Annotated in this window: 22 protein-coding genes and 3 pseudogenes; 17 read left to right on the top strand and 8 right to left on the bottom strand. The window is 58.4% G+C overall.

The window, feature by feature from the left end; genetic code table 11:
- The first annotated feature begins 1 nt into the window (after window position 1).
- From merA to K3759_RS13410, 3 genes are read left to right on the top strand one after another with little or no spacing between them, the layout of a single operon-like run.
- Window positions 2-1,432 (top strand): mercury(II) reductase, encoded by a 1,431-nt coding sequence (gene merA, locus K3759_RS13420; RefSeq protein ID WP_259982524.1) that lies wholly within the window; start codon window positions 2-4, stop codon window positions 1,430-1,432.
- Window positions 1,422-2,156: an alkylmercury lyase family protein gene (locus K3759_RS13415; protein WP_259982523.1), complete on the top strand. Its 735-nt coding sequence runs from the start codon at window positions 1,422-1,424 to the stop codon at window positions 2,154-2,156. The genes merA and K3759_RS13415 overlap by 11 nt, the downstream gene beginning before the upstream one ends.
- Window positions 2,157-2,212: 56 nt before the next feature.
- Window positions 2,213-3,571: an NAD(P)/FAD-dependent oxidoreductase gene (locus tag K3759_RS13410; RefSeq protein ID WP_259982521.1), complete on the top strand. Its 1,359-nt coding sequence runs from the start codon at window positions 2,213-2,215 to the stop codon at window positions 3,569-3,571.
- Window positions 3,572-4,027: 456 nt separating this feature from the next.
- Here K3759_RS13410 and tnpC read toward each other — a convergent pair.
- Together tnpC and tnpB are read right to left on the bottom strand one after the other, a co-directional pair.
- Window positions 4,028-5,639: pseudogene (gene tnpC, locus K3759_RS13405) on the bottom strand (IS66 family transposase).
- A gap of 62 nt (window positions 5,640-5,701) precedes the next feature.
- Window positions 5,702-5,950: an IS66 family insertion sequence element accessory protein TnpB gene (gene tnpB, locus K3759_RS13400; protein WP_409202487.1), complete on the bottom strand. Its 249-nt coding sequence runs from the start codon at window positions 5,948-5,950 to the stop codon at window positions 5,702-5,704.
- Window positions 5,951-6,306: 356 nt separating this feature from the next.
- Between tnpB and K3759_RS13395 the strand changes: the two are divergent.
- Window positions 6,307-6,951, top strand: a pseudogene (locus K3759_RS13395) (IS3 family transposase); the annotation flags it as partial.
- 380 nt (window positions 6,952-7,331) lie between these two features.
- On the opposite strand, the gene K3759_RS20240 reads toward K3759_RS13395, so the two are convergent.
- Window positions 7,332-7,697 carry a hypothetical protein gene (locus K3759_RS20240; RefSeq protein WP_311199007.1) on the bottom strand — a complete coding sequence of 122 codons (366 nt, stop codon included), beginning with the start codon at window positions 7,695-7,697 and terminating at the stop codon, window positions 7,332-7,334.
- A gap of 16 nt (window positions 7,698-7,713) precedes the next feature.
- Window positions 7,714-8,232 (bottom strand): DUF305 domain-containing protein, encoded by a 519-nt coding sequence (locus tag K3759_RS13380; protein ID WP_259982519.1) that lies wholly within the window; start codon window positions 8,230-8,232, stop codon window positions 7,714-7,716.
- A gap of 98 nt (window positions 8,233-8,330) precedes the next feature.
- Here K3759_RS13380 and K3759_RS13375 point away from each other — a divergent pair, with 98 nt between their 5' ends.
- From K3759_RS13375 to K3759_RS13315, 13 genes and pseudogenes are all read left to right on the top strand, one after another.
- Window positions 8,331-8,603: a metal-sensitive transcriptional regulator gene (locus K3759_RS13375; protein WP_259982517.1), complete on the top strand. Its 273-nt coding sequence runs from the start codon at window positions 8,331-8,333 to the stop codon at window positions 8,601-8,603.
- Between the two features lie 180 nt (window positions 8,604-8,783).
- Window positions 8,784-9,164: a hypothetical protein gene (locus tag K3759_RS13370; protein ID WP_259982516.1), complete on the top strand. Its 381-nt coding sequence runs from the start codon at window positions 8,784-8,786 to the stop codon at window positions 9,162-9,164.
- 82 nt (window positions 9,165-9,246) lie between these two features.
- Window positions 9,247-9,540: a hypothetical protein gene (locus tag K3759_RS13365; RefSeq protein ID WP_259982515.1), complete on the top strand. Its 294-nt coding sequence runs from the start codon at window positions 9,247-9,249 to the stop codon at window positions 9,538-9,540.
- Complete coding sequence (locus tag K3759_RS13360) at window positions 9,540-11,003, top strand: TolC family protein (protein WP_259982514.1); 1,464 nt, start codon at window positions 9,540-9,542, stop codon at window positions 11,001-11,003. Before K3759_RS13365 ends, K3759_RS13360 begins: the two co-directional genes overlap by 1 nt.
- 17 nt (window positions 11,004-11,020) lie before the next feature.
- Window positions 11,021-12,379: a multicopper oxidase family protein gene (locus K3759_RS13355; RefSeq protein ID WP_259982512.1), complete on the top strand. Its 1,359-nt coding sequence runs from the start codon at window positions 11,021-11,023 to the stop codon at window positions 12,377-12,379.
- A 46-nt stretch (window positions 12,380-12,425) separates the two neighbouring features.
- Complete coding sequence (locus K3759_RS13350) at window positions 12,426-13,160, top strand: copper-binding protein (protein ID WP_259982510.1); 735 nt, start codon at window positions 12,426-12,428, stop codon at window positions 13,158-13,160.
- 70 nt (window positions 13,161-13,230) lie between these two features.
- A complete protein-coding gene (locus K3759_RS13345; RefSeq protein ID WP_259982508.1) occupies window positions 13,231-13,782 on the top strand; it encodes a helix-turn-helix transcriptional regulator in 552 nt (183 codons plus the stop codon).
- 61 nt (window positions 13,783-13,843) lie between these two features.
- Window positions 13,844-14,293, top strand: a complete 450-nt coding sequence (locus K3759_RS13340) for an ion channel (RefSeq protein ID WP_259982506.1) — start codon at window positions 13,844-13,846, stop codon at window positions 14,291-14,293.
- 79 nt (window positions 14,294-14,372) lie between these two features.
- Window positions 14,373-15,426, top strand: a pseudogene (locus tag K3759_RS13335) (IS3 family transposase).
- A 758-nt stretch (window positions 15,427-16,184) separates the two neighbouring features.
- Window positions 16,185-17,024: a hypothetical protein gene (locus K3759_RS13330; RefSeq protein WP_259982504.1), complete on the top strand. Its 840-nt coding sequence runs from the start codon at window positions 16,185-16,187 to the stop codon at window positions 17,022-17,024.
- 84 nt (window positions 17,025-17,108) lie between these two features.
- A complete protein-coding gene (locus K3759_RS13325) occupies window positions 17,109-18,308 on the top strand; it encodes a DUF1611 domain-containing protein (RefSeq protein ID WP_259982502.1) in 1,200 nt (399 codons plus the stop codon).
- Window positions 18,305-19,426 (top strand): alanine/ornithine racemase family PLP-dependent enzyme, encoded by a 1,122-nt coding sequence (locus K3759_RS13320; RefSeq protein ID WP_259982501.1) that lies wholly within the window; start codon window positions 18,305-18,307, stop codon window positions 19,424-19,426. Before K3759_RS13325 ends, K3759_RS13320 begins: the two co-directional genes overlap by 4 nt.
- Window positions 19,427-19,798: 372 nt before the next feature.
- Window positions 19,799-20,077 carry a hypothetical protein gene (locus tag K3759_RS13315; RefSeq protein WP_259982499.1) on the top strand — a complete coding sequence of 93 codons (279 nt, stop codon included), beginning with the start codon at window positions 19,799-19,801 and terminating at the stop codon, window positions 20,075-20,077.
- A 102-nt stretch (window positions 20,078-20,179) separates the two neighbouring features.
- Here the strand turns inward: K3759_RS13315 and K3759_RS13310 are convergent, their stop codons facing one another.
- The 4 genes from K3759_RS13310 to K3759_RS13295 are packed head-to-tail and all read right to left on the bottom strand — an operon-like array spanning window position 20,180 to window position 23,475.
- The gene (locus K3759_RS13310; protein WP_259982497.1) at window positions 20,180-20,335 is read right to left on the bottom strand and encodes a hypothetical protein; all 156 of its coding nucleotides are present in this window, start codon (window positions 20,333-20,335) and stop codon (window positions 20,180-20,182) included.
- Window positions 20,336-20,358: 23 nt separating this feature from the next.
- A complete protein-coding gene (gene tcuB / locus K3759_RS13305; protein ID WP_259982495.1) occupies window positions 20,359-21,423 on the bottom strand; it encodes a tricarballylate utilization 4Fe-4S protein TcuB in 1,065 nt (354 codons plus the stop codon).
- Window positions 21,413-22,798 (bottom strand): FAD-dependent tricarballylate dehydrogenase TcuA, encoded by a 1,386-nt coding sequence (gene tcuA, locus K3759_RS13300; protein ID WP_259982493.1) that lies wholly within the window; start codon window positions 22,796-22,798, stop codon window positions 21,413-21,415. Before tcuA ends, tcuB begins: the two co-directional genes overlap by 11 nt.
- Window positions 22,795-23,475, bottom strand: coding sequence for a GntR family transcriptional regulator (locus K3759_RS13295; RefSeq protein WP_259982491.1), 681 nt, complete (start codon window positions 23,473-23,475; stop codon window positions 22,795-22,797). The genes tcuA and K3759_RS13295 overlap by 4 nt, the downstream gene beginning before the upstream one ends.
- Window positions 23,476-23,504: the final 29 nt, after the last annotated feature.

Below are 23,504 nucleotides of genomic sequence, written 5' to 3'. Positions count from 1 at the left end.
AATGAAAGATATCAACATGAATGACGACGGTAACGGAAGCTATGATCTGATTGTCATCGGCGCAGGCTCGGCGGGTTTCTCCGCATCCATTTCAGCCTCCGATGCTGGCAAGCGTGTTGCACTGGTCGGACATGGCACCATCGGCGGTACTTGCGTGAACTTCGGGTGCGTGCCGTCCAAGGCGATGATCCGCGCGGCAGAGGCGATCCACGGCGCACAGGCGGCCAAGCGGTTCCCCGGTGTATCAGGACAGGCCCAAGTTGATGACTGGCGCACCTTGGTGGAGTCAAAGGACGACTTGGTCGCAACCATGCGGCAGAAGAAATACGCAGACCTGTTACCGGAGTATCCAGGTGTCGATTACATCGACGCTGGCCCGGCAAAACTGATCAAGGGCGGCGTGACAATTGGAAGCCGCACCCTGACTGCGCCCAAGATCATCATCGCGACGGGTGGCCACTCTATCTTGCCAACCATCGAAGGTATTGCGGATGTAGGTGCTTTGGACAGCAAGAGCATGCTTGAGCTGAAAACCTTGCCCGAAAGCCTGATCTTCTTGGGGGCGGGCTACATCGGTGCGGAGCTGGCGCAAATGATGAGCCGGATGGGCGTGAAGGTTACGGTCGTCGCGCGCTCGCATCTGTTGCCGGGTGCCGAACCGGAAGTGTCTGAGGCTTTAGCAGATGCGTTCATGGCCGAGGGGATCACGCTGCTGACCGGCCTGAGCTATGAGAACGTCAGACGTGACGCGTCGGGCGTAACCTTGCATGTCATGCAGAGCGGCAAGCCTGTCGAGGTCACCGCGGATCATCTTGTCTCCACCGCTGGCAGACGCGCCAATACCGAAGGAATGGGCTTGGAAGAGGTCGGCGTAGAAACCGACACGCTTGGGTCCATCGTCATCGGCGACGACATGCAGACGTCAGTGCCCGGCATCTATGCGGCGGGCGACGTGACCGACCGCGACCAGTTCGTCTATATGGCAGCCTACGGGGCAAAGTTGGCTGTGAAAAACGCGGTTCTGGGCGATGATCAACGCTATGAGAATGCCGCCATGCCCTGGGTCGTGTTCTCCGATCCGCAGGTTGCCGGCGTCGGCCTCAGCGAACAGCAGGCGCGGGATGCGGGTTTCGACGTGAAGACCTCTGTCGTGCCGCTCGATCAGGTGCCGCGCGCACTTGCCGCCCGTGACACACGTGGCTTGATCAAACTGGTGGCGGATAGGGCTACAGATAAGCTGCTGGGCGGCCAGATCATCGCGCCCGAAGGGTCCGACACCATCCAGACACTGGTTATGGCGTTGAAGTTCGGCATGACGACCAAAGACCTCGGCGCAACGATCTTTCCGTATCTGACCACCGTAGAAGGCCTGAAGCTCGCGGCCCAGACCTTCGATATGGATGTCGCAAAACTGAGCTGCTGTGCAGGATAAAGGACAAAAAGTTATGACCAATGATCCTCACACAATGAGCTTGGATATGTCAGTCGTGACCGATCCCGATGTTGCGAATGCCCTGCCGCAGTTGCTGACCGAATGGCGCGCACGCAAGCAATGGGACACAATGTCCGTGCCAGCACGTGACCTGCATCTGGCGATCTTGAAGGCATTTTTGAACCACGGCCAACCGCCAAAGGTTGACCCGCAAGATAAGGCGTTGCTTGACGACCTTGAGGCGCGGGATCTGATCGTCATGGACGGTGAAACCATCCAGCACGCCTATCCTTTCTCCAACAGTGACATGCCGCATAGTGTGACAATAGCCGGCATAACCAATCATACGGTCTGCGCGATCGATGCGTTTGGCGCATCTGCGATGGTGGGCCTTCCGGGGGAGGTACGGTTCGACTGCGGCGCGTGCGGCGATTCCGTTTCAGTCAAGATCGGGGATCAGGGGCTGACCCTGTTGGAGGTCGAACCGAAGGATGCACGGATATGGGCGGGTATAGTTGAGGATGGCGGATGTGCAGCCTCCAGTCAGTGTCAGTCAATGATCGGGTTTTGCAGTGAAGCTCACCTTGAGAGCTGGCGGGGCCAACAGAGTGGCGACACCAATGGCTTTTCGTTCAGTGCGGCACAGGCGCTGCAAGCGGGCTCAGCGACATTCCGACCGTTCATGGCAAGAGATGCTAAGCCGATCCTGCAGCCAAGGGAATAAGATGCCTGTCGTGTTGCGCAAACACTTGAGATGCCCTTTAGCGAAAGAGACTAACCATGAATAATTCAGATAAATACGACTTGATCGTCATCGGCGCAGGCATGGCTGGCGTCGCGGCCGCGAATAAATGCGGCGCGGCAGGCTGGCGTGTGGCTATCGTTGATGCGTTGCCCTACGGCGGCACCTGCGCTTTGCGAGGCTGTGATCCCAAGAAAATCTTGCGGCGCGGCGCTGAAATCGTCGATGCCGCGCGGCTTATGGAGGGCAAAGGGATCGATCCCAGCGGGCTGAAGATCAACTGGTTGGATCTGATGGCCCACAAGCGCGGCTTTACCGATCCAGTTCCAGATAAGATGGAAAAGGGTCTGACCGGAAACGGTGTCGAAACATTGTACGGTGCTGCGCGGTTTACCGGTGCCAACACGCTCGAAGTTGACGGGCAGCGCTATCAGTCAAAACGTTTCCTTATCGCCGCTGGTGCGATTCCGAGACCGGTTAGCTTCACCGGTGCCGATTTGATGATCGACAGCACGGATTTTTTGAACCTCGAAACCTTGCCCAAGCGTATCTTGTTTGTCGGGGGTGGGTTCGTATCTTTTGAGTTTGCACATATCGCCGCACGTGCTGGGGCCGAGCCTATCATCATAGATCGCGGGGCCCGCCCGCTGAGCGCTTTTGACCCCGATCTGGTCGAGATGCTCATCGCGCGCAGTGCCGCTGTTGGTGTGGACTTGCGGCGCGAAACCGAGATCGTCTCGATCACAGCATCTGATGCGGGCTTTGCCGTTGAAGTGAAAACAGGCGACAAGACGACGACCATTGAGACCGATCTGGTCGTGCATGGCGCGGGTCGCATCGCAGCCCTTGCCGATCTGAACCTTGAGGCCGCTGATGTCGCTTATGGAGAGAAGGGCATTGTCGTGGCCCCGCATCTGCAAAGTACGACGAACGACGCCGTGTTTGCCGCCGGAGATTCCGCCGACACGAAGGGCATGCCGCTGACGCCCGTTGCCGTAATCGAGGGCAAGGTCGCCGCATCGAACATGCTCAAGGAGCAGAAGATCGTGCCGGACTATTCGGGCATTCCAACGGCAGTGTTTACGGTGCCCGAACTTGCCCGCGTCGGCATGTTAGAGGCCGAGGCCAAAGAGGCCGGTCACGATGTCGACGTCCGATTCACTGATACTGGCGGCTGGTATTCGAACTACCGGATTGGTGAAACCTCTGCGGCTGCGAAGGTTTTAGTCGACAAGTCGAACGGTAAGATCTTGGGCGCACACCTTTTTGGACCGGAATATGGCGAGTTGATCAACTTTTTTGGGCTGGCGATCAAAATGGGCCTGACTGCAAAACAGCTCAAGTCGATGACAGCGGTCTATCCCAGCGTTGGATCTGATTTAGGATCACTTATTTGAACTGGGATGGTATAGCCTTCCCACGTCTTGAAGGCCGCACATCCGCGCCTGAGTTCCTCAAAGCATACCTTGGCATTTGGAAGGCCAAGGTCAGTTTTTGTCCGCGCTGCGGTCTCTCAGTCGCCGAAATTGCTGCACGATGCACGAACGGCCGGTCTGGGGAAGCCGCGCTGCGGCATTGGAAGGCTGGTTCAATGGCCGCAATGGGCCGTTCGCTACCTACCCCTATGAAAACTGACTGAGTAGCCTCAAATATCGAGTTCCTAATAACTTAAGAGAAGTTACGCGAGATCGAAGTAACTTGTGGTAACTTTAATCGTTAGGTTGCTTTAGGGTTGCTATGGTGAACTATTAGTTTTGCGCACGCCGACTTCTAAGGTGGTCACGAAAAAGGTGCATTCCGACTTGATCAGATCAATCTCATATTCATCGTAACCGAACCATTGATACCGCAGCTTATGCAGCTTGACTGTTCTCGGCATCGGCTGGTGTCCAGTTCCAAGGCAGCAACTCGTCCAGTCGGTTGATCTTGTGATCGTGGATGCGGTCGAGGACGTCGGCAAGATATGCCTGCGGATCAAGGCCGTTCAGTTTGGCGGTTTCGATGATGGTCATGGCGCGGGAGAGAGTTTCTGCGCCTGTGTCGGCCCCCGCGAAGAGCCAGTTTTTCCGTCCTATTCCAATTGGGCGCAGGGCCCGCTCGGCGGGATTGTTGTCTAATGCTACACGTCCGTCGGTTAGGAACAGGCTGAAGGCGTCTCGACGGCTCAGGCCATACCAAAACGCTTTAGCCAAATCACTCTTGCCCGGAATGCGTAGGAGTTGCTCTTCTGACCAAGCAAAGAAAGCCGTTACCTTGGGTTGGCTCAGCTTTTGACGCGCCACATGTCGCGCGTTCGCAGGCTGGCCGTTAATGTCACGCTCGATATCATAGAGCTTTCCGATCCGGGCGAGCGCCTCGCGGGCGAGCTCGGACTTGGTTGATGTCCAGAAGTCGTGGAAGTCGCGCCGCAGGTGAGCCCAGCAGGCAGCCTCCCGCAAACGCTGCCTGCCATCATTATCAGGCACGCAAAGCTTGCCATAGCCTTTGTAACCGTCAGCTTGTAGAATACCGCGGACGTTGGCCAGATGGCTCAGGACGTTCTCTTCCTTCCAGTTCGGTGCGAATCGATAGACTGCACCGGGTGGTGATGCCCCTGCCCAAGGCCGTTAGTCGCGCACATAGGCCCGGGTCCGGCCTTGCTTGACCCCTTTGCCAAGACCCTTGTCACGCTTTGAGCGGTCCAGCACCCGGATCGGTGTGTCATCTGCGTGCAGCAGGTCGCTGCCCATGATGTCAGCCTCAATCCGTTCAATCAGCGGCGACAAGGTCTTCATGGAGCGTCCGCACCAGCCGACCAGCGTGCTTTCGGGAATGTCGGCCCCCATACGCGCAAAGATCTCGTGCTGGCGATACAAAGGCAGGAGATCATCGAACTTCGACACCAGCACATGCGCCAGCAGGTTTGGCCCTGCCATGCTGCCGGGGATCGGACGACTGGGTGCTGGTTCCAGAACCATCTTCTCACAACGACGACAGGATTTCTTGATACGCGCGATCTGGATGACCTTCATCTGCGCAGCGATCATATCCAGCAGTTCGCTGACATCCTCACCCGCTACGCGCAGATCACCGCCACAGTCCGGGCAGCAGCTAGCGGGGTCCAGTTCGCGGCGTTCGCGCGGGTCTCATCTGAGACACGTGGCCGACGGCGCAAAGCGGGCGCATCGGCAGTGTCTGGTGATGGTTCATCATGCCCTTCGTCGATGAGGCCATCGTCCCCTTCGGCAACAGCTACAAGCAGGTCTTCCAGTGCCAGTTCCAGCTGCTCAATTTCACGTTCGATCTTTTCCGAAGATCGCCAAAGGCCAGTTTCTGCAACTTGGCAATCCGCAAGCGCAACGCCTGAACCAGCTAGTCATGGACCCGTAAAGTAGCCGATATCTTGGCATTCTCAGCTTGCAAAGCAGCGATCATCGCCTTCAAAACGGTAGGGTCATCAGGGAGGTTTTGCGTATCAATGGACATGGATAAAACTACCATACCCAGTGTCTTGGCACCATAAAAACAAAGCTAATCAGACGTGTAATTCACCCGACGCGAGCCGGTGGTGCGCCCCAGTCCGGCCTCCGCCAATCCATGCCTTCCCACAACATAGCCAACTGCGCCGATGTCAGTCGTGTCGCACCCTCTGTCCCGTTTGGCCAAGTAAAGCGGCCCCGTTCAAGCACTTTGTAATAGAGGCAAAAGCCCTGACCATCCCAGAACAGTAGCTTGATCCGATCACCCCTGCGCCCGCGGAAGGCAAACACTGCGCCACTGGTCGGCTTCTGGCGCAAAACGTCCTGCGTCAGCGCCGACAGGCCCGCGATGCCCCTCCCTCATATCCGTGACACCGCAAGCGAAATACACACGAACGCCAGTCCCAGGACCGATCATGCCGCCTCCACCGCACGGATCAACTGCGTAAGCGCGCCCGGGTCCATTGTGCTGTCAAAGCGGAGGCAGCGCCCACTGCGCAAACGCAATTCTACTGGTGGGGGCTCTGATAGGCTGGGTGCCAGATCAGAGATGGCAGGAACGCAAGGATCAGGCGCAACATCCAAAGGAATAAAGAGCGCTCCATCGTCTGGAGACCAAAGCCCTTTCTTCTTCAGATCATGTCGCCAGGCATAAAGCTGTTGGCGGGTTACATTACCGTGAGGAAGGGCTTTCAGTGAAGCGGAGACGTGGTCGCAAGCGGGCCCAAGGCACGCGCACTCCTATGCCGCAGGCGGTGCGCCCCAATGCACGGTGGACGCTGGACTTTCTCTCCGACAGCTTCGGGGCTTCACGTAAGTTCCGTATTCTGGCGGTGATCGACGACTGCAGCCGCGAGAACTTGGGCCTAATTGCAGACACCAGCATCTCCGGCGCGCGTGTCGCTCGGGAACTGGACGCGCTGGTGCGGATCTACGGAAAACCCGCTTGTATTGTCAGCGACAACGGGACCGAGTTCACCAGTAGGGCCATCCTGCGATGGGCCGACCAGAACGCCATTCTATGGCATTACATCGATCCCGGCAGGCCGCAGCAGAACGCCTTCATCGAGTCATTCAACGGCAGCCTGCGCGATGAACTTCTGAATGAGGAGATCTTCGACACTTTGGATGATGCGCGGCGGAAGCTGGCCCTCTGGCGCTACGACTACAACACCGTCAGGCCACACTCATCGCGCGGAAACCAGACGCCAAAGCAAGCGCGGCAGGCGCTTGAGCAATTTGAGAGCTCCGCGCCTGCCGCGCTTGCCCAATCCGGAACCCCCAACTATCAAAACCAAACCTGCAAACTCTCGTTATGAGTGAGGGACCAGTGGGGAGCAGGTCAATGATTTTTGGTTTTGATAGATCGACATGAAGAAGATTTGGGTTCATGTCGATCTGGCCGGAAATCTAATATGATGATTTATTGCGACCTGGCGAGAGGACTGCGCAAATGGACCTATTCGAGATAATGATATCGGCTGGGAGTGTCGCTATTGCACTCTGCGGCCTTTGGTATGTTCGAAAAATCATCCGTACGAGCGGACGGGATCGACCTCATGATCCTGAGCGCGTTCGGCGTTTGGTTGAGAGTACAAAACGTAGGCGAAAATTAAGTTTTGGTTTAATGTCGGACTGAACTCCAAATCTAACTCTGCGGCACTTCGGTCGGCGATGCACAAGACTTTTTGCAGATTTGTCAAAGCAAACTCCACTGTCGGGCTGGTGGCGGCGGCGGCCAGTTTTGCTGCCTACACAATCGCTGTTTGGGCGATGACAGTCGCGCCCTTTGCCCTTTGCCCTTGTCGCTGCCCTGCGCGAGACCTCCACCCTCATTGGGATGGTTGTTGTTTGGGGACACGATGAATGCGTCCACCTCGGACCGCGCGCGGAACAAGCGGTCATCGACCTCGTAGCCTTTGCGCTCCAAAAGCCATCGCGCCTTCTGCCCCGCCGGGCACAGGTGGTTTGGCAGGGCCATGCGGTAGAGCAGGGCGGTTTTTCCGGTCGCTGCGGTCGCCGGGTCAGATGTTACGTCGGCCACATCACGGGTGTCTCTGGGCATGATATGCTCCTTGATCTTAGGGTTTGGTGCGGGGCGTGCCAGGCGCTGCATCCCCGTTGGCTTCGATGTCTTCGATATAGAGCTTCATCTCTTCAATCTCGCTGCGCTGTGCCTTGATGATCGCGTCGGCCAACTCGCGCACGCGCGGATCGGACAGATTTGCGCGTTCGCTGGTCAGGATCGCGATGGAATGGTGCGGGATCATGGCTTTCATCCAGGCCGTGTCGCCCACCGTATCTTGCGAACGGACCAGGTATAGGCCAGCCGCAAAGGCGATGGCGGCTCCGGCGAAAATCGCAAGATTCATTTTTCGATTGGAATACATGCCGAGCATGAAGGCGAGCATGATGATTGCCATCACCCCGCCCATATAGAGCGCCATCCACATCCGCGTCTGCGAGAAGAAGACATGGTCAAGGGCATAAGTGTTAAGATACATCAGGCCATACATCACGACCGTTGAGGTGCCGATCATCGCGAAGAACCGACCATAGCCGCTGCCTGTGCTATCGTCGTGCTTATTCTTTGAATCCATTGTATTGTCCTCCTAATTTGCCAATGTGTGCCTTCGTTTTATACCCATGTGGGGTATATTTTACGATTGGCAACAAATCTCTACTGGAGCGACGCCTCATGAAGGCTAACAAGGAAAAGACGCTGGACCGCCTATCACGGCTCGAAGGACAAGTGCGCGGCATCGCAAAAATGGTTGAGGCCGACCGCTACTGCATGGACATCTTAGCTCAGACTGCGGCCATCCGATCCGCCGTTCTAGGCGTCGAAAAGCTTGTGCTGGAGAACCACGCCCAGCATTGCGTCGAGGCTGCGATTGCCAGCGGTAACCCGGAAGAACAACGCGCCAAGTTTGACGAGCTAATCGGTCTTTTGCAAAAGGCGTCGAAGTAGGCGTTTCGGACCGAATGCCCATCGCGCTTTGGCACCTTAGCCAGCGCCTCTGGCCTCCTCTTTGGGTTAAAACGCCAAACCGCTGCCCCGCACATTAGGCCGGTTTCCGCCAGAAGACCGCAATCCTTCCAGCGCTGGACGCGTTGACAGGCTCTGCGACTTACGACACTGCTAACACCTATGCGTGCTCTGGCAAACATATCCAACCTCTGTCGCGTCCTTCTCGGCGTGGTTTTGGCCTGTGGTCTGTTGCTGCTGCCGCCCTCGTCGGTTCATGCCGAAAACGGGATGCATGACAGCGCGCAGGCGGCGCATCACGCGGGCCATCTGATGGCCACCGCGTCCGAGCCGCACCAGGACGCGGCGGCCATGCCGGACCAGCCAGAAATACCAGACAGTTTTGAAGGCGAGCCTTGCTGTGGTGGTATCTGCTTGACGGCGGCGCTGACCACCTCACAGGATGCAAAAGTGACTGGTGTGCGATCCGTTGAATACACCAGCGTGTCCCATTCTGTCGCCTCTGGCCAACCCGCTGGCCAATTGCGCCCGCCTCGAGCCTGAGTTGATCCCGGCCGACTAACGGCCTTTGCATCCGTCGCCGCTGGCTGCGGGTAAGATCACCTCATTCTCAGGCAAAAAACCAATGAAATTACCACTGATTGCAGGGGCGATATCCCTGACCCTCGGGGCTTGCGCCACGTCGCTCCCCCCGTTTCCCGACATCACTGCCGCCTATGTGCAGCAGCCCACGCCTCTGCCCGAAGTCGCCGCGATGACCGCCGCTGACAACAGCACGCGCGGCAGTGCCACGACCGCCGAAGAGCAACCCTTTGCAGGTTACCGTCGGCGCGGCGTGGTGGAGCCGCTCGATTGGCGACGATTGAACGCTGAACAGGCACCTATGCAAGGGATGGATATGCAGGGGATGAACCACTGATGCGTTGGAAACTCAAAACCGCCGCCGTCATTACACCACTGATCTTGGGCGCCTGCACGACAACGGACCTGCCGGTGAGCTTCTCGGCCCGTGATGCTGGCTTTGCCACCGTAGAGGCACGCACCTCCAAAGCCATCGGCAAACGCACTGTCTGGGCGCAGTCGCAGGCCGAGACCGTCGCCGCCTCCAAACAGGTCCGCGCCATGGTGCAGGGCAAGACTATTAGCGCGGAAACCGCGGTGCAGGTTGCGCTGTTGAACAACAAGGGGCTTCAGGCATCCTATGCGCAGATCGGTCTGTCCGCAGCGGAAGCATGGCAGCAATCTACGCCCGAGAACCCCGTCGTCTCAATCGGCTTACTGGGCATCGGCGCGCCTGAGGTCGGGCTTTACCGTGCCTTGGAAAGCATGATCGCCGTGAACCTGCTTGACGCTCGCACCCGCAAACAGCGCATCGCCGCTGCCGAGGCGGAGTTCCAGCACGCGCAGATGCAGGCGGTGAGCGACACGCTGGCATTGGCCAATGAAACGCGCGAGGCATGGATCAATGCAGTGGCGGCCTTTGAGACGGTCAGCTACCTCAAACGCGCTTCCGTCACCACCGACGCCGCGGCGGAACTGGCGCAGCAATTGGGTAAGACCGGCGCGCTCAACAAGGCCGCGCAGGCCCGGGAGCAGGCCTTCAACGCCGAAATGGCCGGACAGTTGGCGCAGGCGCGGCTGGATGCGCAGTTGGCCAAGGAACAGCTGACCCGGCTTATGGGGCTCTGGGGTCAGGACGTGGCCTATTACGTGCCCGATGCCCTACCGCGTGTGCCGAACACGGTCAGCAGCCACAGGGGCATTGAACGGCTGGCGCTGGCCAATCGTGTTGATTTGGAAGTCGCCCGGCTGGGGTTGGAGGCCACGGCGAAAGCCTACGGTCTGACCGATGCCACCCGCACCCTGACCGACCTCGAAGTTATTGCCGGGGCAGAGATCGAGCGTGAGGAAGAGGACGGAGAAGTCGAGACCAGTATCTCACCTCAGGTCGAGTTCGAGTTCGTCATCCCAATTTTCGACAGCGGCAAGGCGCGGCTGCGCAAGGCCGAACTCAGCTATCTTCAAGCCGCCAATGTGCTGGCCGAACGGGCGGTGAACGTCCGCTCCGAAGCGCGGGCGGCGGCCACGGCCTACCGCTCAAGCCATCAGATCGCACGGCACTACTCGGACGTCGTGCTGCCCCTGCGGCGCACAATCGATGAAGAGGCATTGCTCAGCAACAACGGCATGATCACCAGCACCTTCGATCTGTTGAACGACGCCCGCGAAAAGATCGGAAGCCAGCTTGAGGCGGCCAATGCCAAGCGTGAGTTTTGGCTGGCCTCTGCCGGTCTGACCGCCGCGATCTACGGCGGTGGCAGCGGCGGCGGTGGCGCCGGCGGAGAGGCACAGATTGCCGCCGGTGGCGGCGCAGGACATTGAGACAAGGAAGCAATCAGATGATTAACAGACGTCAACTGCTGGGGGCCGGTGCTGCGGGAGCGACGCTCGTGTCCTCCAAAGCATGGGGCCAGACCATGAATATGGGCCTGCCCGAAGCCGCCGTCATGGACAGCGCGCTGACCCAATCGCCAACCCGCCCCACCAGCGGGCCGGATTACAATCCCGTGGTCACGCTCAACGGCTGGACCCTGCCGCATCGGATGAACAACGGGGTGAAGGAATTCCACCTCGTTGCCGAACCGGTGGAGCGCGAACTGGCTGACGGGATGGTCGCGCGCCTCTGGGGCTATAACGGCCAGTCAACCGGTCCCACCATCGAGGCGGTGGAGGGCGACCGGGTGCGCATCTATGTCACCAACCGCCTGCCCGAACATACCACCGTGCATTGGCACGGGCTGATCCTGCCCTCTGGCATGGACGGTGTCGGCGGGCTCAGCCATCCCGGCATCCCGCCGGGCAAGACCTTTATCTACGAGTTCGATCTGACCAAATCCGGCACCTTCATGTATCACCCGCATGGGGATGAGATGGTACAGATGGCGATGGGGATGATGGGCATGTTCGTGGTCCACCCCAAAGATCCGTACTTCATGCGCGTGGATCGGGACTTCCTGATCATGCTGAACGCCTTCGACATTGATCCGGGTAGCTACATTCCGAAGATCATGACGATGACGGATTTCAACCTGTGGACATGGAACAGCCGGATCTTCCCAGACATCGACCCATTGGTCGTCAACCATGGCGATAAGGTCCGGGTGCGCGTCGGCAACCTGACCATGACCAACCACCCGATCCACATGCATGGCTACGACTTCAAGGTCACCTGCACCGATGGCGGCTGGGTGCCGGAATCGGCGCAATGGCCCGAGGTCTCCATCGACATCCCCGTGGGCGCCATGCGGGCCTATGAGTTCGTGGCCGAGCATCTGGGCGACTGGGCGATCCATTGTCACAAGTCGCACCACACGATGAACGCCATGGGCCATGACGTGCCAACACTGATCGGTACCAACAGTTCCAACATGACACGTCAGGTCCGCCGCGTGCAGCCCGAGTTCATGCCCATGGGCACGGCGGGCATGGCGGATATGGGCGAAATGTCGATGCCGCTGCCCGACAATACCGTGCCGATGATGGCCGGTTGGGGGCCACATGGCCCGCTGGAAATGGGCGGCATGTTTTCGGTCGTGAAGGTGCGCCAAGGCATCGACGCGGACGACTACGAAGATCCCGGCTGGTATGAAAACCCGCCGGGCACCGAAGCGTATGAATGGACGGGCGAACTGCCGGACTTCGCGCAGAACCACAGCCCGAAAACCCAGATTACGCCAAAACCAACCTCCAAGGGCTAAGCGGCCCTTGGACCAAAATGACCTCTAAAACCATACAGGAAACACCATGAACAAACTTCTTCTCTCAACCGCCCTCAGCCTTCTCATCACCGCTCCGGCCTATGCGGCAGGCACCCATGGCGGCGGTCACGCCGATGACGGCCATGGCGACATGCACAAGGAAATGGCCGCAGGCATGCCCGGCAAGGCCGAGGCGGTTGACCGCACGATCGAGGTGACCATGCGCGAAACCGACGACGGCGAGATGATCTTTGAACCCGCCGAGTTCGACATCAAAAAAGGCGAGACCATTCGCTTTGCCGTCACCAACAAAGGCGAGATCGAGCATGAGTTCGTAATCGACACGATGGAAGGCAATGCCAAGCACAAGGAAGCCATGGCCAAGATGGACATGGAGCATGACGACCCAAACTCCGTTCGCCTTGATCCCGGCATGGAGGGCGAGGTGATCTGGACCTTCGCCAATGAAGGTTCCTTCGAGTTCGCCTGCCTGATCCCCGGCCATTACGAATCCGGCATGCATGGCCCGATCACCGTGAAGCAGTCTGATGAGGCCCCCGCGGCGCCCGCCGTCTACTCAACCGGCAAGATCAAGAAAGTCGACGCCAAGGGCAAGAAAGTGACCATCATTCACGGCCCGCTGGAAAACCTCGACATGCCGTCGATGACCATGGTGTTCAAAGCCGATGAGACGCTGATCGCCAATATGAAGGAAGGCCAGAACATCGAATTCGTGGCCGACCGTGTGAAAGGCAAGCTGACCGTCACAGCGATGAAGTAAGCGCCGACAGCAGGGCCGTCGAACGGGCTGGCCCTGCTCTTTCCACCAAAAAAATAAGGCAGTTCGAGCAATGAGAACGCGTGGAACCATCGCCCTTTGGGCCATCGCTGCACTACAGGCCATTGTGGCAATCTTCTTTTCCGTCTGCTTCTTGCTGGACGCTGTCGGACTGGAACCTGAATTTCTGATTTGGCAGAGCCATGAGTATCAGCAGACCGTGTTGGCCATCGGCCTGAACCTCGGTGTGGCGCTTGGCTGGATCGCCCTTAGGACCAGTCTGCAACGTGCGCGGTTGGCCGAAGAGAAGATGCGCAGATGCACCTCGGAGTTCTCGCTGGTGATGACGCAGCATTTCACCGACTGGCGTCTGACGCCCGCAGAGCGGGATGTCGCCGTCTTTCTGGTCAAAGGCCTGAGCACCCGCGACATTGCGGAACTACGCGGCACCTCCGAAGGCACGATCAAGGCGCAGACGAACGCAGTTTATCGCAAGGCTGCCGTCACCGGGCGCACGCAGTTGCTGAGTACTTTCATTGAGGACTTGATGGATGATGCATTGATGCCGGCGGACGCACCGCAAACAGTGGCTGTAAAGAACTCGGATATGGTTGCCGCCGCATGAGCGTCAGCTGTCGCATAGTCGCACGCAGAAATGGCCCTGATACCAAACAGGTGGCCCCTCAATGATCCAAGCAATGCTTCTATCCATTCTGGTCGTCGGCATCTGCACGACAATCCACTATTTCGTCCTTAAGTGGGTTTCCGATACGATTGCGCAGCGCAACAGAACGGCCCAGGGCCGGAACCTAGGATTGGCCGTCGGAGCAATTACGATAGCCCATGTCATTGAGGCTTTTATCTATACGCTCTTCTTTCTCTGGGCGGTGCAGGGGTTACAAATCGGCGCGCTGAACGCCTCCGGCCCGGCAGGTGCGCCGATCACTTTGATGGACTACTTCTATTTCTCACTGGTTAACTTCACCACCTTAGGACGCGGCGACCTGACACCCTTGGGGCACCTGCGTTTCCTCACCGGGATTGAGGCGTTTCACGGCTTTCTCATGATCACGGCGTCTGGAAGCTTTGTGCTGCAGGTCATGGGGGGAGGCGCCCCCCTGTCAAAGGAAGGATGACCCGAATGGTTCGTCCAGATTTCTTGCTCGTAAGAGGGCGCATATGCGCTCCCCACCCGGTCGGCCACTGGCAGTTGAAATCGGCCCCGCTGTTAACAATTTCGCGCTACGGCGGGCGGCGCGCCTGGCTGGGCTTGGTGCAAAGGAATTGTGTCGCAAGCATGGGATCGGCGATGCGACTTTTCACAAGTGGCGGTCGAAGTATGGCGGTATGGAAGTGTCCGACGCGCGGCGTTTGAAGGCGCTGGAAAGCGAGAGCGCTTAGCTGAAGAAGATGCTGGCAGAGCAGATGATGGATGTGGAGACGCTGAAAGAAATGCTCGGAAAAAACTTTTAAGGCCCGGCTCGCAGAGGAAAGCTGTGGACTGGGCGATGAAGACTAAGGGTTACAATCAACGACGCACTTGCGCGTTGGCCGGGATCGATCCGCCTGTGTATCGGCGCAGGTCTAAGCGCCCTGCCGACACGGAACTGCGGACAAGGATGTAAGAATTGGCGTCCGAACGGCGGCGGTTCGGCTATCGACGCCTGCACATCCTGCCGTAGCGCGAGGGGTGGCAAGTGAACTGGAAGAAGCTGTATCGGCTCTACCGGGGAAGAAAGTTTAACCGTTCGCAATTGAGCGGACGCAAGCGCGCAGTGGGCACGAGAACCCCGATGGCAATCCCGCAAGGTCCAAACCAGAGATGGTCGGTCGACTTCGTGTCGGACGCGCTGGAGGATGGCCGTCTTTTCCGCGCGCTAATGTTATTGACGACTTCAGCCGAGAATGTCTGGCCGCTGTGTTCGATACAGCCATCGGCGCCGCACGCGTCGCCCGCGAATTGGATCGGATTGCCGAACTGCGCGGTTATTCTTGTTTAGTGGTCTCGGACAACGGGACGGAGCTGACCAGCAACGCGATGCTCAAATGGCAAGAGCACCGCAAGGTCGGTCGGCATTACATTGCACCGGGCAAGCCAATGCAGAATGGCCTGGTCGACAGTTTCAATGGGCGGATCCGTGAGGAATGCCTAAACGAACACCTGTTCCCGTCTTTGCGCCATGCCTGCCGCATGATTGCGGCATGGTGCGCCGACTACAATCACCACCGGCCTCACTCCAGCCTCGCGGGCCTGACGCCATACGAATAGGCTAACCGGTCAAAGGAATACCAAAACCTGAACAGAGCTAACCTATAAACGCGGACCCCAAGGGGAGCAGGTCATTGTATTTCCGTCTCTTTAAGACTAAGTAGGAGATACGAAGTTGTGGTTCTCTGCGGCATAGGCGCATCAGCCTGCCAGAGCCGACCACAACCTTTCATCATGAAAATTCAGCTGTCACGTCCGTTAGCAGGGATTTGATATTTGGGACTGTTGCCGATGTGATCGCGCACAATCAGGTCGATTATGGCATTCCCCAGCCGCTTACGATCGCGGGACACACGGATGAGCGTTCCGATGATGACTACGAAAATTGGTAGGCGGCGCAGCCATTGAAGGCTTCAGCTCTGCGGCCTGCCGACGAAAAACGACGCTTCTATCTGGTCTATCGGCGCTGGAGAGCAAAGCTTCGCGCAGCGGATCATCGAGGCCTAAAGCTGGCTCTGGCGCAAGATCAGGCGAATGCAATCACGTACTCAATCAAAAACAGTGAGGCGGGGCTTTCGCCGTCAGAGGATCGAAAATGACACTTCCCGGATCGACGAAACCCAGTATTTATAGCGCCGCAGTTGGTGCAGGTGCTGTCTCGAGCCTTGGCCTTGCCCGTGACGGGTTGACCACCTCTTGCGGCACACAGAAGATCGCTGACACCCCTGTGGAAGAACGAGTGACCTTGGACTTAGTGCCGGGCATTAGAGCTTCGAGCCGGGAATTGGCAGTCGCCTGCCCTGCGGGGCTCAAGAGAGATGGATCGTAAATCACAACTCACAGGGCCGCGCGGCCCTCAGGCACTCGCTTTCTGCACCCCTGCGCAGCGCCCCACAATCATCGGCCTATTTGCCGGTTCAATCTTAGCGCTTATGCTTTTTGTGCTGCCTGCATTGGCCCAAAACAGCGCACAACCGATGCCGGAGAACGCCAGTACCAGAAGTTACGGCGATGGATGGGAATGCGATATTGGTTTCCGGCTGAATGAAAAAGCCTGCCTCGCAGTCAATGTCCCGCAAAACGCATATGAAACGAAGCGGTCTTACGGGTCCGGATGGGACTGTCTACATGGGTTTCGCAAAACCGATATGGAAACCTGTGTTGCGGTCGCGGTGCCTGAAGGGGGGTTCCTAGACCCGACAGGCGAACGGTGGGGATGTCTGCGGGGCTACGACAGGGTCGATGACACCTGTAAGGAAATCGTCCTGCCAGCGCATGCGTATTTGGTAGATTCCTCATATGGGTCCACCTGGAGGTGCGAACGTGGGTACGAAGCAACCGGGGGTCAGTGTGCTCAGATTGCGGTTCCGGCCAACGCCTATCTGAATGGAACGGGGTACGGTCAGCCTTGGACGTGTGAGCGTGGCTTCGTTGAACAGGCCGGTCTTTGCAAAGCCGCCGTGATCCCCGAAAATGCCTATTTCGATGGCACAAGCTATGGAAAAGGCTGGAAGTGCGATCGTGGATATGCCGCATCGGGCAAGACATGCGAATTGATAGATATTCCTGAGTACGCGCATCTGGGCAGGTCGGGCAACCGATGGGAATGCAACAGAAATTTCCAGAAATCCAAAGGGCAGTGCGTCCTTAACAACTGAGCGCGAAACATCGCAACACAGGCATCAGCCTGTGGGGCTGCGAACGGGCCTGTCCTTGATGCTAACATAAAAAGAGAGAATAAAATGGAAACGAAATCTGACACTGTCGATACCATCCGCCGTCCGGCCAGCGGTGCGCAAGCGCCGCCAATGAGCCGGAGCGATGCGTCTGTAGCACTATCAAACACGCAGATCGCGGCTCATCCAACAGCGATTGCCTATTGCGAAGGCAACTTTACGCGGATTGATGGCAAGACGGCGAATGGCCTTGTCCGCCATTCCCAAGCGTATCGCATCCTTTCAGTCATCGACAGCACTTATAGCGGACAAGACAGCGGCGTCGTTCTCGATGATAGGGCTAACCAAATACCGATCTTTGGTCATCTCGAAGCAGCGGTGGCCCATGAAGCCGTCACGCCCGATACGCTGATCTATGGGATGGCCCCCTCAACAGGGCGTCTCTCGACTGCGGACCGGGGCGTTGTTCTGAAAGCGATTGAGCTTGGCATGAATATCGTAAGCGGGCTGCATGAATATCTGTGCGATGATACAGAAATAGCCAGTGCTGCATCGGACCTGAATGTCACGATCCGCGACATCCGAAAGCCGAAAGCCAGCAAAGACATGCGCCTCTTTGATGGGAGTGTCGCTGATGTCAAAGCGCTGCGGATTGCCGTTCTCGGCACCGATTGCGCCATCGGGAAGCGGACAACGGCCACCGTCTTGGCGCGGGCGCTGAATGCAAAAGGTATCAAGACCGTGCTTGTTGGCACGGGCCAGACCGGCCTGATGCAGGGCGCAAAATACGGGATCGCAATGGATGCCGTGCCGCCGCAATTCTGCTGTGGCGAGCTTGAGGGCGCGGTAGTTGCCGCGTCTGACGGCGAACAGCCCGATGTGATCCTAATCGAAGGACAGGGCGCCCTGAGCCACCCTGCCTTTTGCACATCGGCCTTCATTCTGCGGGGGAGCCAGCCGGATGCGGTCATCCTGCAGCACGCGCCAAAACGTGCCCATCGCTGCGACTTTCCAACTATGCCGATGCCCACGTCATCAAGTGAGATCGCTTTGATCGAAGCCTTTGCTGATACCAAGGTCATCGGTGTTACGCTCAATCACGAGGGGATGTCTGAGGCCGAGATCACCGATACGATCGCGGCCCAATCACAAGAGCTTGGGCTGCCGGTCACCGATGCATTGGCCAGACCGGTTGCAGAACTGCTTGCGATGGTCACTGCCGCATACCCGGCACTGACGCGAAGGCCTGTTGTGGCAACAGTATGAGTTGCCCACGCATCGAGGTGGACCTATGCAAAATCAGGCACAACACGCAGACATTGGTCAAGCGTTTGGGCCTGCGGGGGGTCGGCGTCACTGGCGTGACGAAGGCTGTCTGCGGGCATCCTGCAATCGCTCAGGCCATGCTCGATGGTGGGGCCACGGCGCTTGCGGATGCACGTATCCGCAATGTGCAAAGGCTACGGTCGACAGGGCTGACAGGCCCGATCACACTGATCCGGACGCCGATGTTAAGTCAGGCTGATGAAGTCGTTCAATCCTGCGAAGCGAGCTATAACACAGAGATTCCAGTCATCTCGGCATTGGCAGCCGCTGCGATCCGCAATGGTTCAGTTCACGGTATCATCCTCATGGTCGAGATGGGGGACCGGCGCGACGGAATATTTCCCGAGAAGCTGGCTGAAATTGCGCAGCAGGTCCGGCAGATGCCCGGGGCCACGCTAGAGGGGATCGGTGCTAACTTTGCTTGTTTGAACGGGCGCGCTCCGACAGCGTCTCAAATGGCCGCGTTAAGCGAGTTGGCGAATGAGATTGAGCGGGGGGGCGGCCCCAGCCTCAAGATCGTATCTGGTGGAGGATCTGCAAACCTACCTTGGGCATTAGGCGGCCACGCAACGGGCCGCGTCAATGACCTCAGGCTGGGCGAGGCGATCCTTCTGGGTGTCGAACCCCTGTCCGGTGAACGGATCGGGGGGATGCATACGGATGCCTTCACACTTGTTGCCGAAGTCATTGAAACGGGTGCAAAACCCGCGCCTTTCCCCATCGCCCTGATCGATCCAACCACGGAACGCCTTCGCATTAAGCCTGCCGGTGGTGCGCCCGCGCTCATGATCCTCGCGCTTGGGCAGCAGGACACCGACATTCAGGGACTTTCATTGCCTGTTGGGACTAAAGTGGTTGGTGCGACCAGCGATCATCTTGTGGTTGGGACGAATCGATCCCCGCTGTCGGTGGGCTCGGAAATGAAAATCCAGATGAACTACAACGCGTTGATGCATGCGATGGCTGCGCCCGACATCGAAGTGAGCCTGTTGGACGATCCACCTACAGGCTTGCCAAAGCGCACCCAAGGCAAGTTTGAACATTTGGTGCCAGTTTAAAAGGGCTCGTTTGGTCCACCTAGGCGTAAACCACAAAGGAAACTGACAATTGTCAAAGCATACAAAAAAGAACCTGTCCAAAGTCTACGCCGCCAAACCGGAAACTCCGATGGAAAAGACGACGCGTGTCGTGAGACAAATGGTCGACGAAGAAGCGGAGCAGCGACATGCGAAGAACTCCAGATTGCGTAACGCTCGCCTCGAAAGAGAAGCGAACACGCCATCCGAGACGACAGTCAAACCACCGCGCAAAACGCGCCGCTCTGAAACTGGTTCATAGTGGCAATCAAGCGCCGACAGCCTTTCTTTAAGTCAGACGCTGAACTGCGCAACAGGGCTACATTCTAACAAACCGTGTTTAAGGTCCCATTCATGACAAACTCCGAGCGTTCACCAGAAAAAATTCACTATATTTGCCAAACGTATGTTGAGGTAAAGGCCGGGCGCAGCGGGCAGACCGGCCTGAAAATTGCCAAGCAGTTTGAGTATCCCTCAGCGCAGGAGGCCCAGAACCGTGCCGAACGGGAGGTTTTATCCGATGATTGTGCAGGTGCCGACGCTTATATGATCTGCGAGGATCCAAACAGCGGAGAGGTCGCCGATCCAAGCTTCATCGTAAGACTGGGGAATGTTCCCGGATTTGACGAATGATAGAACTCAATGCGTCCAGTCAGATAGACACTCGGCATACTTCGTCCTAAGTCCTGCAAGGTGCTCTCCCAAGCTCGAATTGTAGACCGGCACATAGCCCAGTTATACTGCATTAAAAATAAGGTTCTTGGTCAGTTCCGCGCCCTCAGCGGGGTTTGACGCGTCTGGCAAGCCAAAGGAGCGACCCTCTTTACGCGCGCGACGTTTGCCGGTTTCGGTCCAGTTGCGGACCAGCGGCAACCCAATACCAAAGGTCATGCGGTCGATGGTTTTGAGCCTGCCTAATAGTCATGCCGCTGCGCATCCCGCACCAATGCGGCCAGGCGATAGAACCCATGCGCCATCTTGGTGAAAGGTGTCAGCAAGAAAAACGCCAGCACCGCGCCGAGGTGGATGACCAGAAGGCCCGGCATCCAGCCAGAACCGCTTGCCGCATAGAGCAACAGACCACTCAGCCCGACGAACCCCAACAAACCGGTGAAGGCAATCTCACCGCCAAAGGCATTGCTTGCGCCGAGTGATTTGTCCGAGCGCAGCTTGAGCCAAACCATCTTGCTACAGCCCAACACCAATAGAACTCCACCAGAAAGCCCCAAAACCTTGGGCGCCGAAAACAGCCCATAGGGGGCGGGCATATCCAGCAGATAGTGCATCAGAGTTCCCGCGCTGGTCGAAGCGAAGCACAGAAGGAAGCCGTACATGATCGCCTGATGCGCATAGCGCCGTGCATGGGTGAAGCGGTCTTCGTCTTCAAAGTTGCAGCCGTCGCCGTGGCCGCCCTTGAGGTTGCGCATGTTCGCGGCCGAAGCGATGGCTCCGTTTAGGTGAGATAGGCGGACCGGAGCACCACCCACCGTTTGCCAATAGCGCCGCAGGCCGATGGCGATGCTGAGCAGTGGAAACAGAAAGGCGGGTAGAAAGATCGCCACCATCGCATTGTGAGACAACACCGCATAGAAACCTTCGCCCCCCGCAGCGGCCAGCGCAAGGGCAGCCCAGAACAGCAATGCAAAGCCCAAAACAGTGGCGAGCACGATGGCGAGGCCGTTTTTCTGGAAGGCTTTCCCGGCGGCACGTGGAAAGGCGAACTCTTCCCAACTATCTTGGCGCACATCGGCTAAGGCTTGCGGCAGGTTCAGTTCAAACTCATGCGGGGCGGTGTATTGGCAGGCGTAGTAACAGCCCCGGCAATTGTGACAGAGGTTCGCCAGTTGCGTCAGGTCTCCGTCCGAGAAGGCACGTTCGGCCTGTAGGGCCGGGAAGACAGAACAGTAGCCCTCGCAATAGCGACAGGCATTGCAGATTTCGGCCTGACGGCGGGCCTCTTGGAGTAGATCAATTTGCATGGGCCGCGGCCTCCTTGCCTGCGATACGTCCGAATACGGTGCCGATGGTCATGCCAAACCCGGCGAGGTAGCCTTGGCCCAAGATCGAGCCCGCCATGGTTTCGCCCGCCGCCCAGAGGTTGCTGACCAGACGGTCGCCGATGGAGCATTGCGCGTTTTCATCCACCTTCAGCCCGAGATAGGTAAAAGTGACGCCAGTGCGCAGCGAATAGCCGTAGAACGGCGGCTCGGTGATCGGTCGCGCCCAGTTGGTTTTGGGTGGGGTGAGGCCGGAGGTCGCCACGCCATCAAGCTCGGTGGGGTGGAAGGCAGTTTGATCGCCACAGGCTTCGTTGAACGCGGCCACGGTCTGCTCCAGCGCATCACCGGGCAGGCCCATCTTACCCGCCAGTTCCGCCAGCGTATCGGCTTTGATTGGTGGAAAAACCGAAGGCATGAACAGGTTCAGCGATTTCGCGTCGATAATGACATAGCCGACCTGATCGGGCTGGGCGGCCACCAGTCGGCCCCAGATGGCGTAGCGTTTGGGCCAGACATCCTCGCCTTCGTCATAGAACCGCTGTGCGTCTTTGTTCACGACGATGGAGAAGGGCACGCAATCCAGCCGTGTGACGATCCCACCGTCGAACTTCGGCGCGCGCCCGTCGATGGCGACGGCATGGCATTGGGTCGGATCGCCGACCTGTGCGATGCCTTGATCCAGCAGATCCGCCAGAACCACGCCGCGGTTATAGGGCGTGCCGCGGATCAGGAAATTCTTTGCCGCTGGCCCCCATGCGCGTGCCAGCCAGTCGGTATCGGCCTGAAAGCCGCCAGAAGCCACGACGACGGATTTGGGCGAAAGGCTCTTGGCGGCCCCCTCATGGGTATAGTCCACCCGCGTCACCCGGTCGCCTTCCAGTTCGAGATGGGTCACGGCGGCTTCATAGAGCACATCCACGCCCAGCCCTTCGGCGGTGCGATAATAGGCGTTCACGAGGCTTTTGCCACCGCCGCGAAAGAAGGCGTTGGTACGTGCAAGGGATAGGGTGCCCGAGAGCGAAGGCTGAAACCGCACGCCATGTTCTTCCATCCAAGGCAGGCATTCCTCAGAGGTGCGGATGGCAAGGCGCGCAAGATGTTCATCGGTCTTGCCACCCGTCACCTTCATCAGATCGGCAAGATATTCGTCTTCGGTGTAGCTTTCGACCAGCGGCCCCAGTGGCCCGTGGTGCATGCAGCGGAAGTTGCGGGTATGGCGGGAATTGCCGCCCCGGTAGGGTTTCGGTGCCGTTTCAAGGATCAACACGCGGGCGCCCGTTTCGGCGGCGGTGATCGCGGCACAAAGGGCTGCATTGCCGCCGCCGATCACGACGATATCGTAGGCTACGGTCACAGTAGGTCTCCGTCATAGGTCTGATCGCGCGACGGCTGTGCGCGCAGGGCGCGAACACGCACTCGCTGAGCCGCTTCGATATGCGCGCGCATGGCAGCTTCAGCGAGAGTAGCATCGCGGGCCTTGATCGCGTCCAGAACGCCAAAGTGCTCCTCTACCGCTCTCTCGGCGCGGGCAGGGTCGGTGAGGGTTGTCGGGCCGAGGATCATCAGCGTCTTTTGCAGCGTATGGATCGACCGGGTCAGAAAACGGTTCTTTGCGGCGTCCAAGAGGGCTGCGTGAAACTGACGGTTTAGGGTGAAGGCTTCGGGCACATTGCCCAGAGCGGCAAGCTGCTGGTTCATGTCCTGCAGCTCTTCAATCTCGATGTCCGAGGCGGCGCGGGCGGCCAGCCGTGCGGCGGTGCCCTCCAACACGGCGCGCATCTCGTAAAGTTCCATCACCTCGGCGTAGTCGAGCGTGCGGATGCTCGCCCCTTGCCGTGGAATATGCGCCACGACGCCGTCGGCCTCCAACTGGCGGATCGCCTCGCGCACGGGGGTGCGGGAGACGCCCAGACGGTCGGCCAGTTCGGTTTCACGCAGCCTGTCGCCGGGGTTCAGCCGACCGGCACGCAGTTCGTCCATCAGTTGCGCATAGGTAGAGTTGCCCTGCGGTGTGCGGTCTTCATCGCTCATGGAAACGTCCCTAGGTTCGCTATTGCATA

The organism is Sulfitobacter sp. W027, from assembly GCF_025143985.1.
Lineage (GTDB): Bacteria > Pseudomonadota > Alphaproteobacteria > Rhodobacterales > Rhodobacteraceae > Sulfitobacter.
This window is presented reverse-complemented; position numbering and strand designations above follow the sequence as displayed.

Bases quoted from the DNA above. Each gene is read 5' to 3' on its own strand.
- merA (WP_259982524.1), top strand. From the start codon at position 2: ATGAAAGATATCAACATGAATGACGACGGTAACGGAAGCTATGATCTG.
- K3759_RS13410 (WP_259982521.1), top strand. From the start codon at position 2,213: ATGAATAATTCAGATAAATACGACTTGATCGTCATCGGCGCAGGCATG.
- K3759_RS20240 (WP_311199007.1), bottom strand. From the start codon at position 7,697: ATGCCCAGAGACACCCGTGATGTGGCCGACGTAACATCTGACCCGGCG.
- K3759_RS13380 (WP_259982519.1), bottom strand. From the start codon at position 8,232: ATGGATTCAAAGAATAAGCACGACGATAGCACAGGCAGCGGCTATGGT.
- K3759_RS13375 (WP_259982517.1), top strand. From the start codon at position 8,331: ATGAAGGCTAACAAGGAAAAGACGCTGGACCGCCTATCACGGCTCGAA.
- K3759_RS13370 (WP_259982516.1), top strand. From the start codon at position 8,784: ATGCGTGCTCTGGCAAACATATCCAACCTCTGTCGCGTCCTTCTCGGC.
- K3759_RS13365 (WP_259982515.1), top strand. From the start codon at position 9,247: ATGAAATTACCACTGATTGCAGGGGCGATATCCCTGACCCTCGGGGCT.
- K3759_RS13360 (WP_259982514.1), top strand. From the start codon at position 9,540: ATGCGTTGGAAACTCAAAACCGCCGCCGTCATTACACCACTGATCTTG.
- K3759_RS13355 (WP_259982512.1), top strand. From the start codon at position 11,021: ATGATTAACAGACGTCAACTGCTGGGGGCCGGTGCTGCGGGAGCGACG.
- K3759_RS13350 (WP_259982510.1), top strand. From the start codon at position 12,426: ATGAACAAACTTCTTCTCTCAACCGCCCTCAGCCTTCTCATCACCGCT.
- K3759_RS13345 (WP_259982508.1), top strand. From the start codon at position 13,231: ATGAGAACGCGTGGAACCATCGCCCTTTGGGCCATCGCTGCACTACAG.
- K3759_RS13340 (WP_259982506.1), top strand. From the start codon at position 13,844: ATGATCCAAGCAATGCTTCTATCCATTCTGGTCGTCGGCATCTGCACG.
- K3759_RS13330 (WP_259982504.1), top strand. From the start codon at position 16,185: ATGGATCGTAAATCACAACTCACAGGGCCGCGCGGCCCTCAGGCACTC.
- K3759_RS13325 (WP_259982502.1), top strand. From the start codon at position 17,109: ATGGAAACGAAATCTGACACTGTCGATACCATCCGCCGTCCGGCCAGC.
- K3759_RS13320 (WP_259982501.1), top strand. From the start codon at position 18,305: ATGAGTTGCCCACGCATCGAGGTGGACCTATGCAAAATCAGGCACAAC.
- K3759_RS13315 (WP_259982499.1), top strand. From the start codon at position 19,799: ATGACAAACTCCGAGCGTTCACCAGAAAAAATTCACTATATTTGCCAA.
- K3759_RS13310 (WP_259982497.1), bottom strand. From the start codon at position 20,335: ATGACCTTTGGTATTGGGTTGCCGCTGGTCCGCAACTGGACCGAAACC.
- tcuB (WP_259982495.1), bottom strand. From the start codon at position 21,423: ATGCAAATTGATCTACTCCAAGAGGCCCGCCGTCAGGCCGAAATCTGC.
- K3759_RS13295 (WP_259982491.1), bottom strand. From the start codon at position 23,475: ATGAGCGATGAAGACCGCACACCGCAGGGCAACTCTACCTATGCGCAA.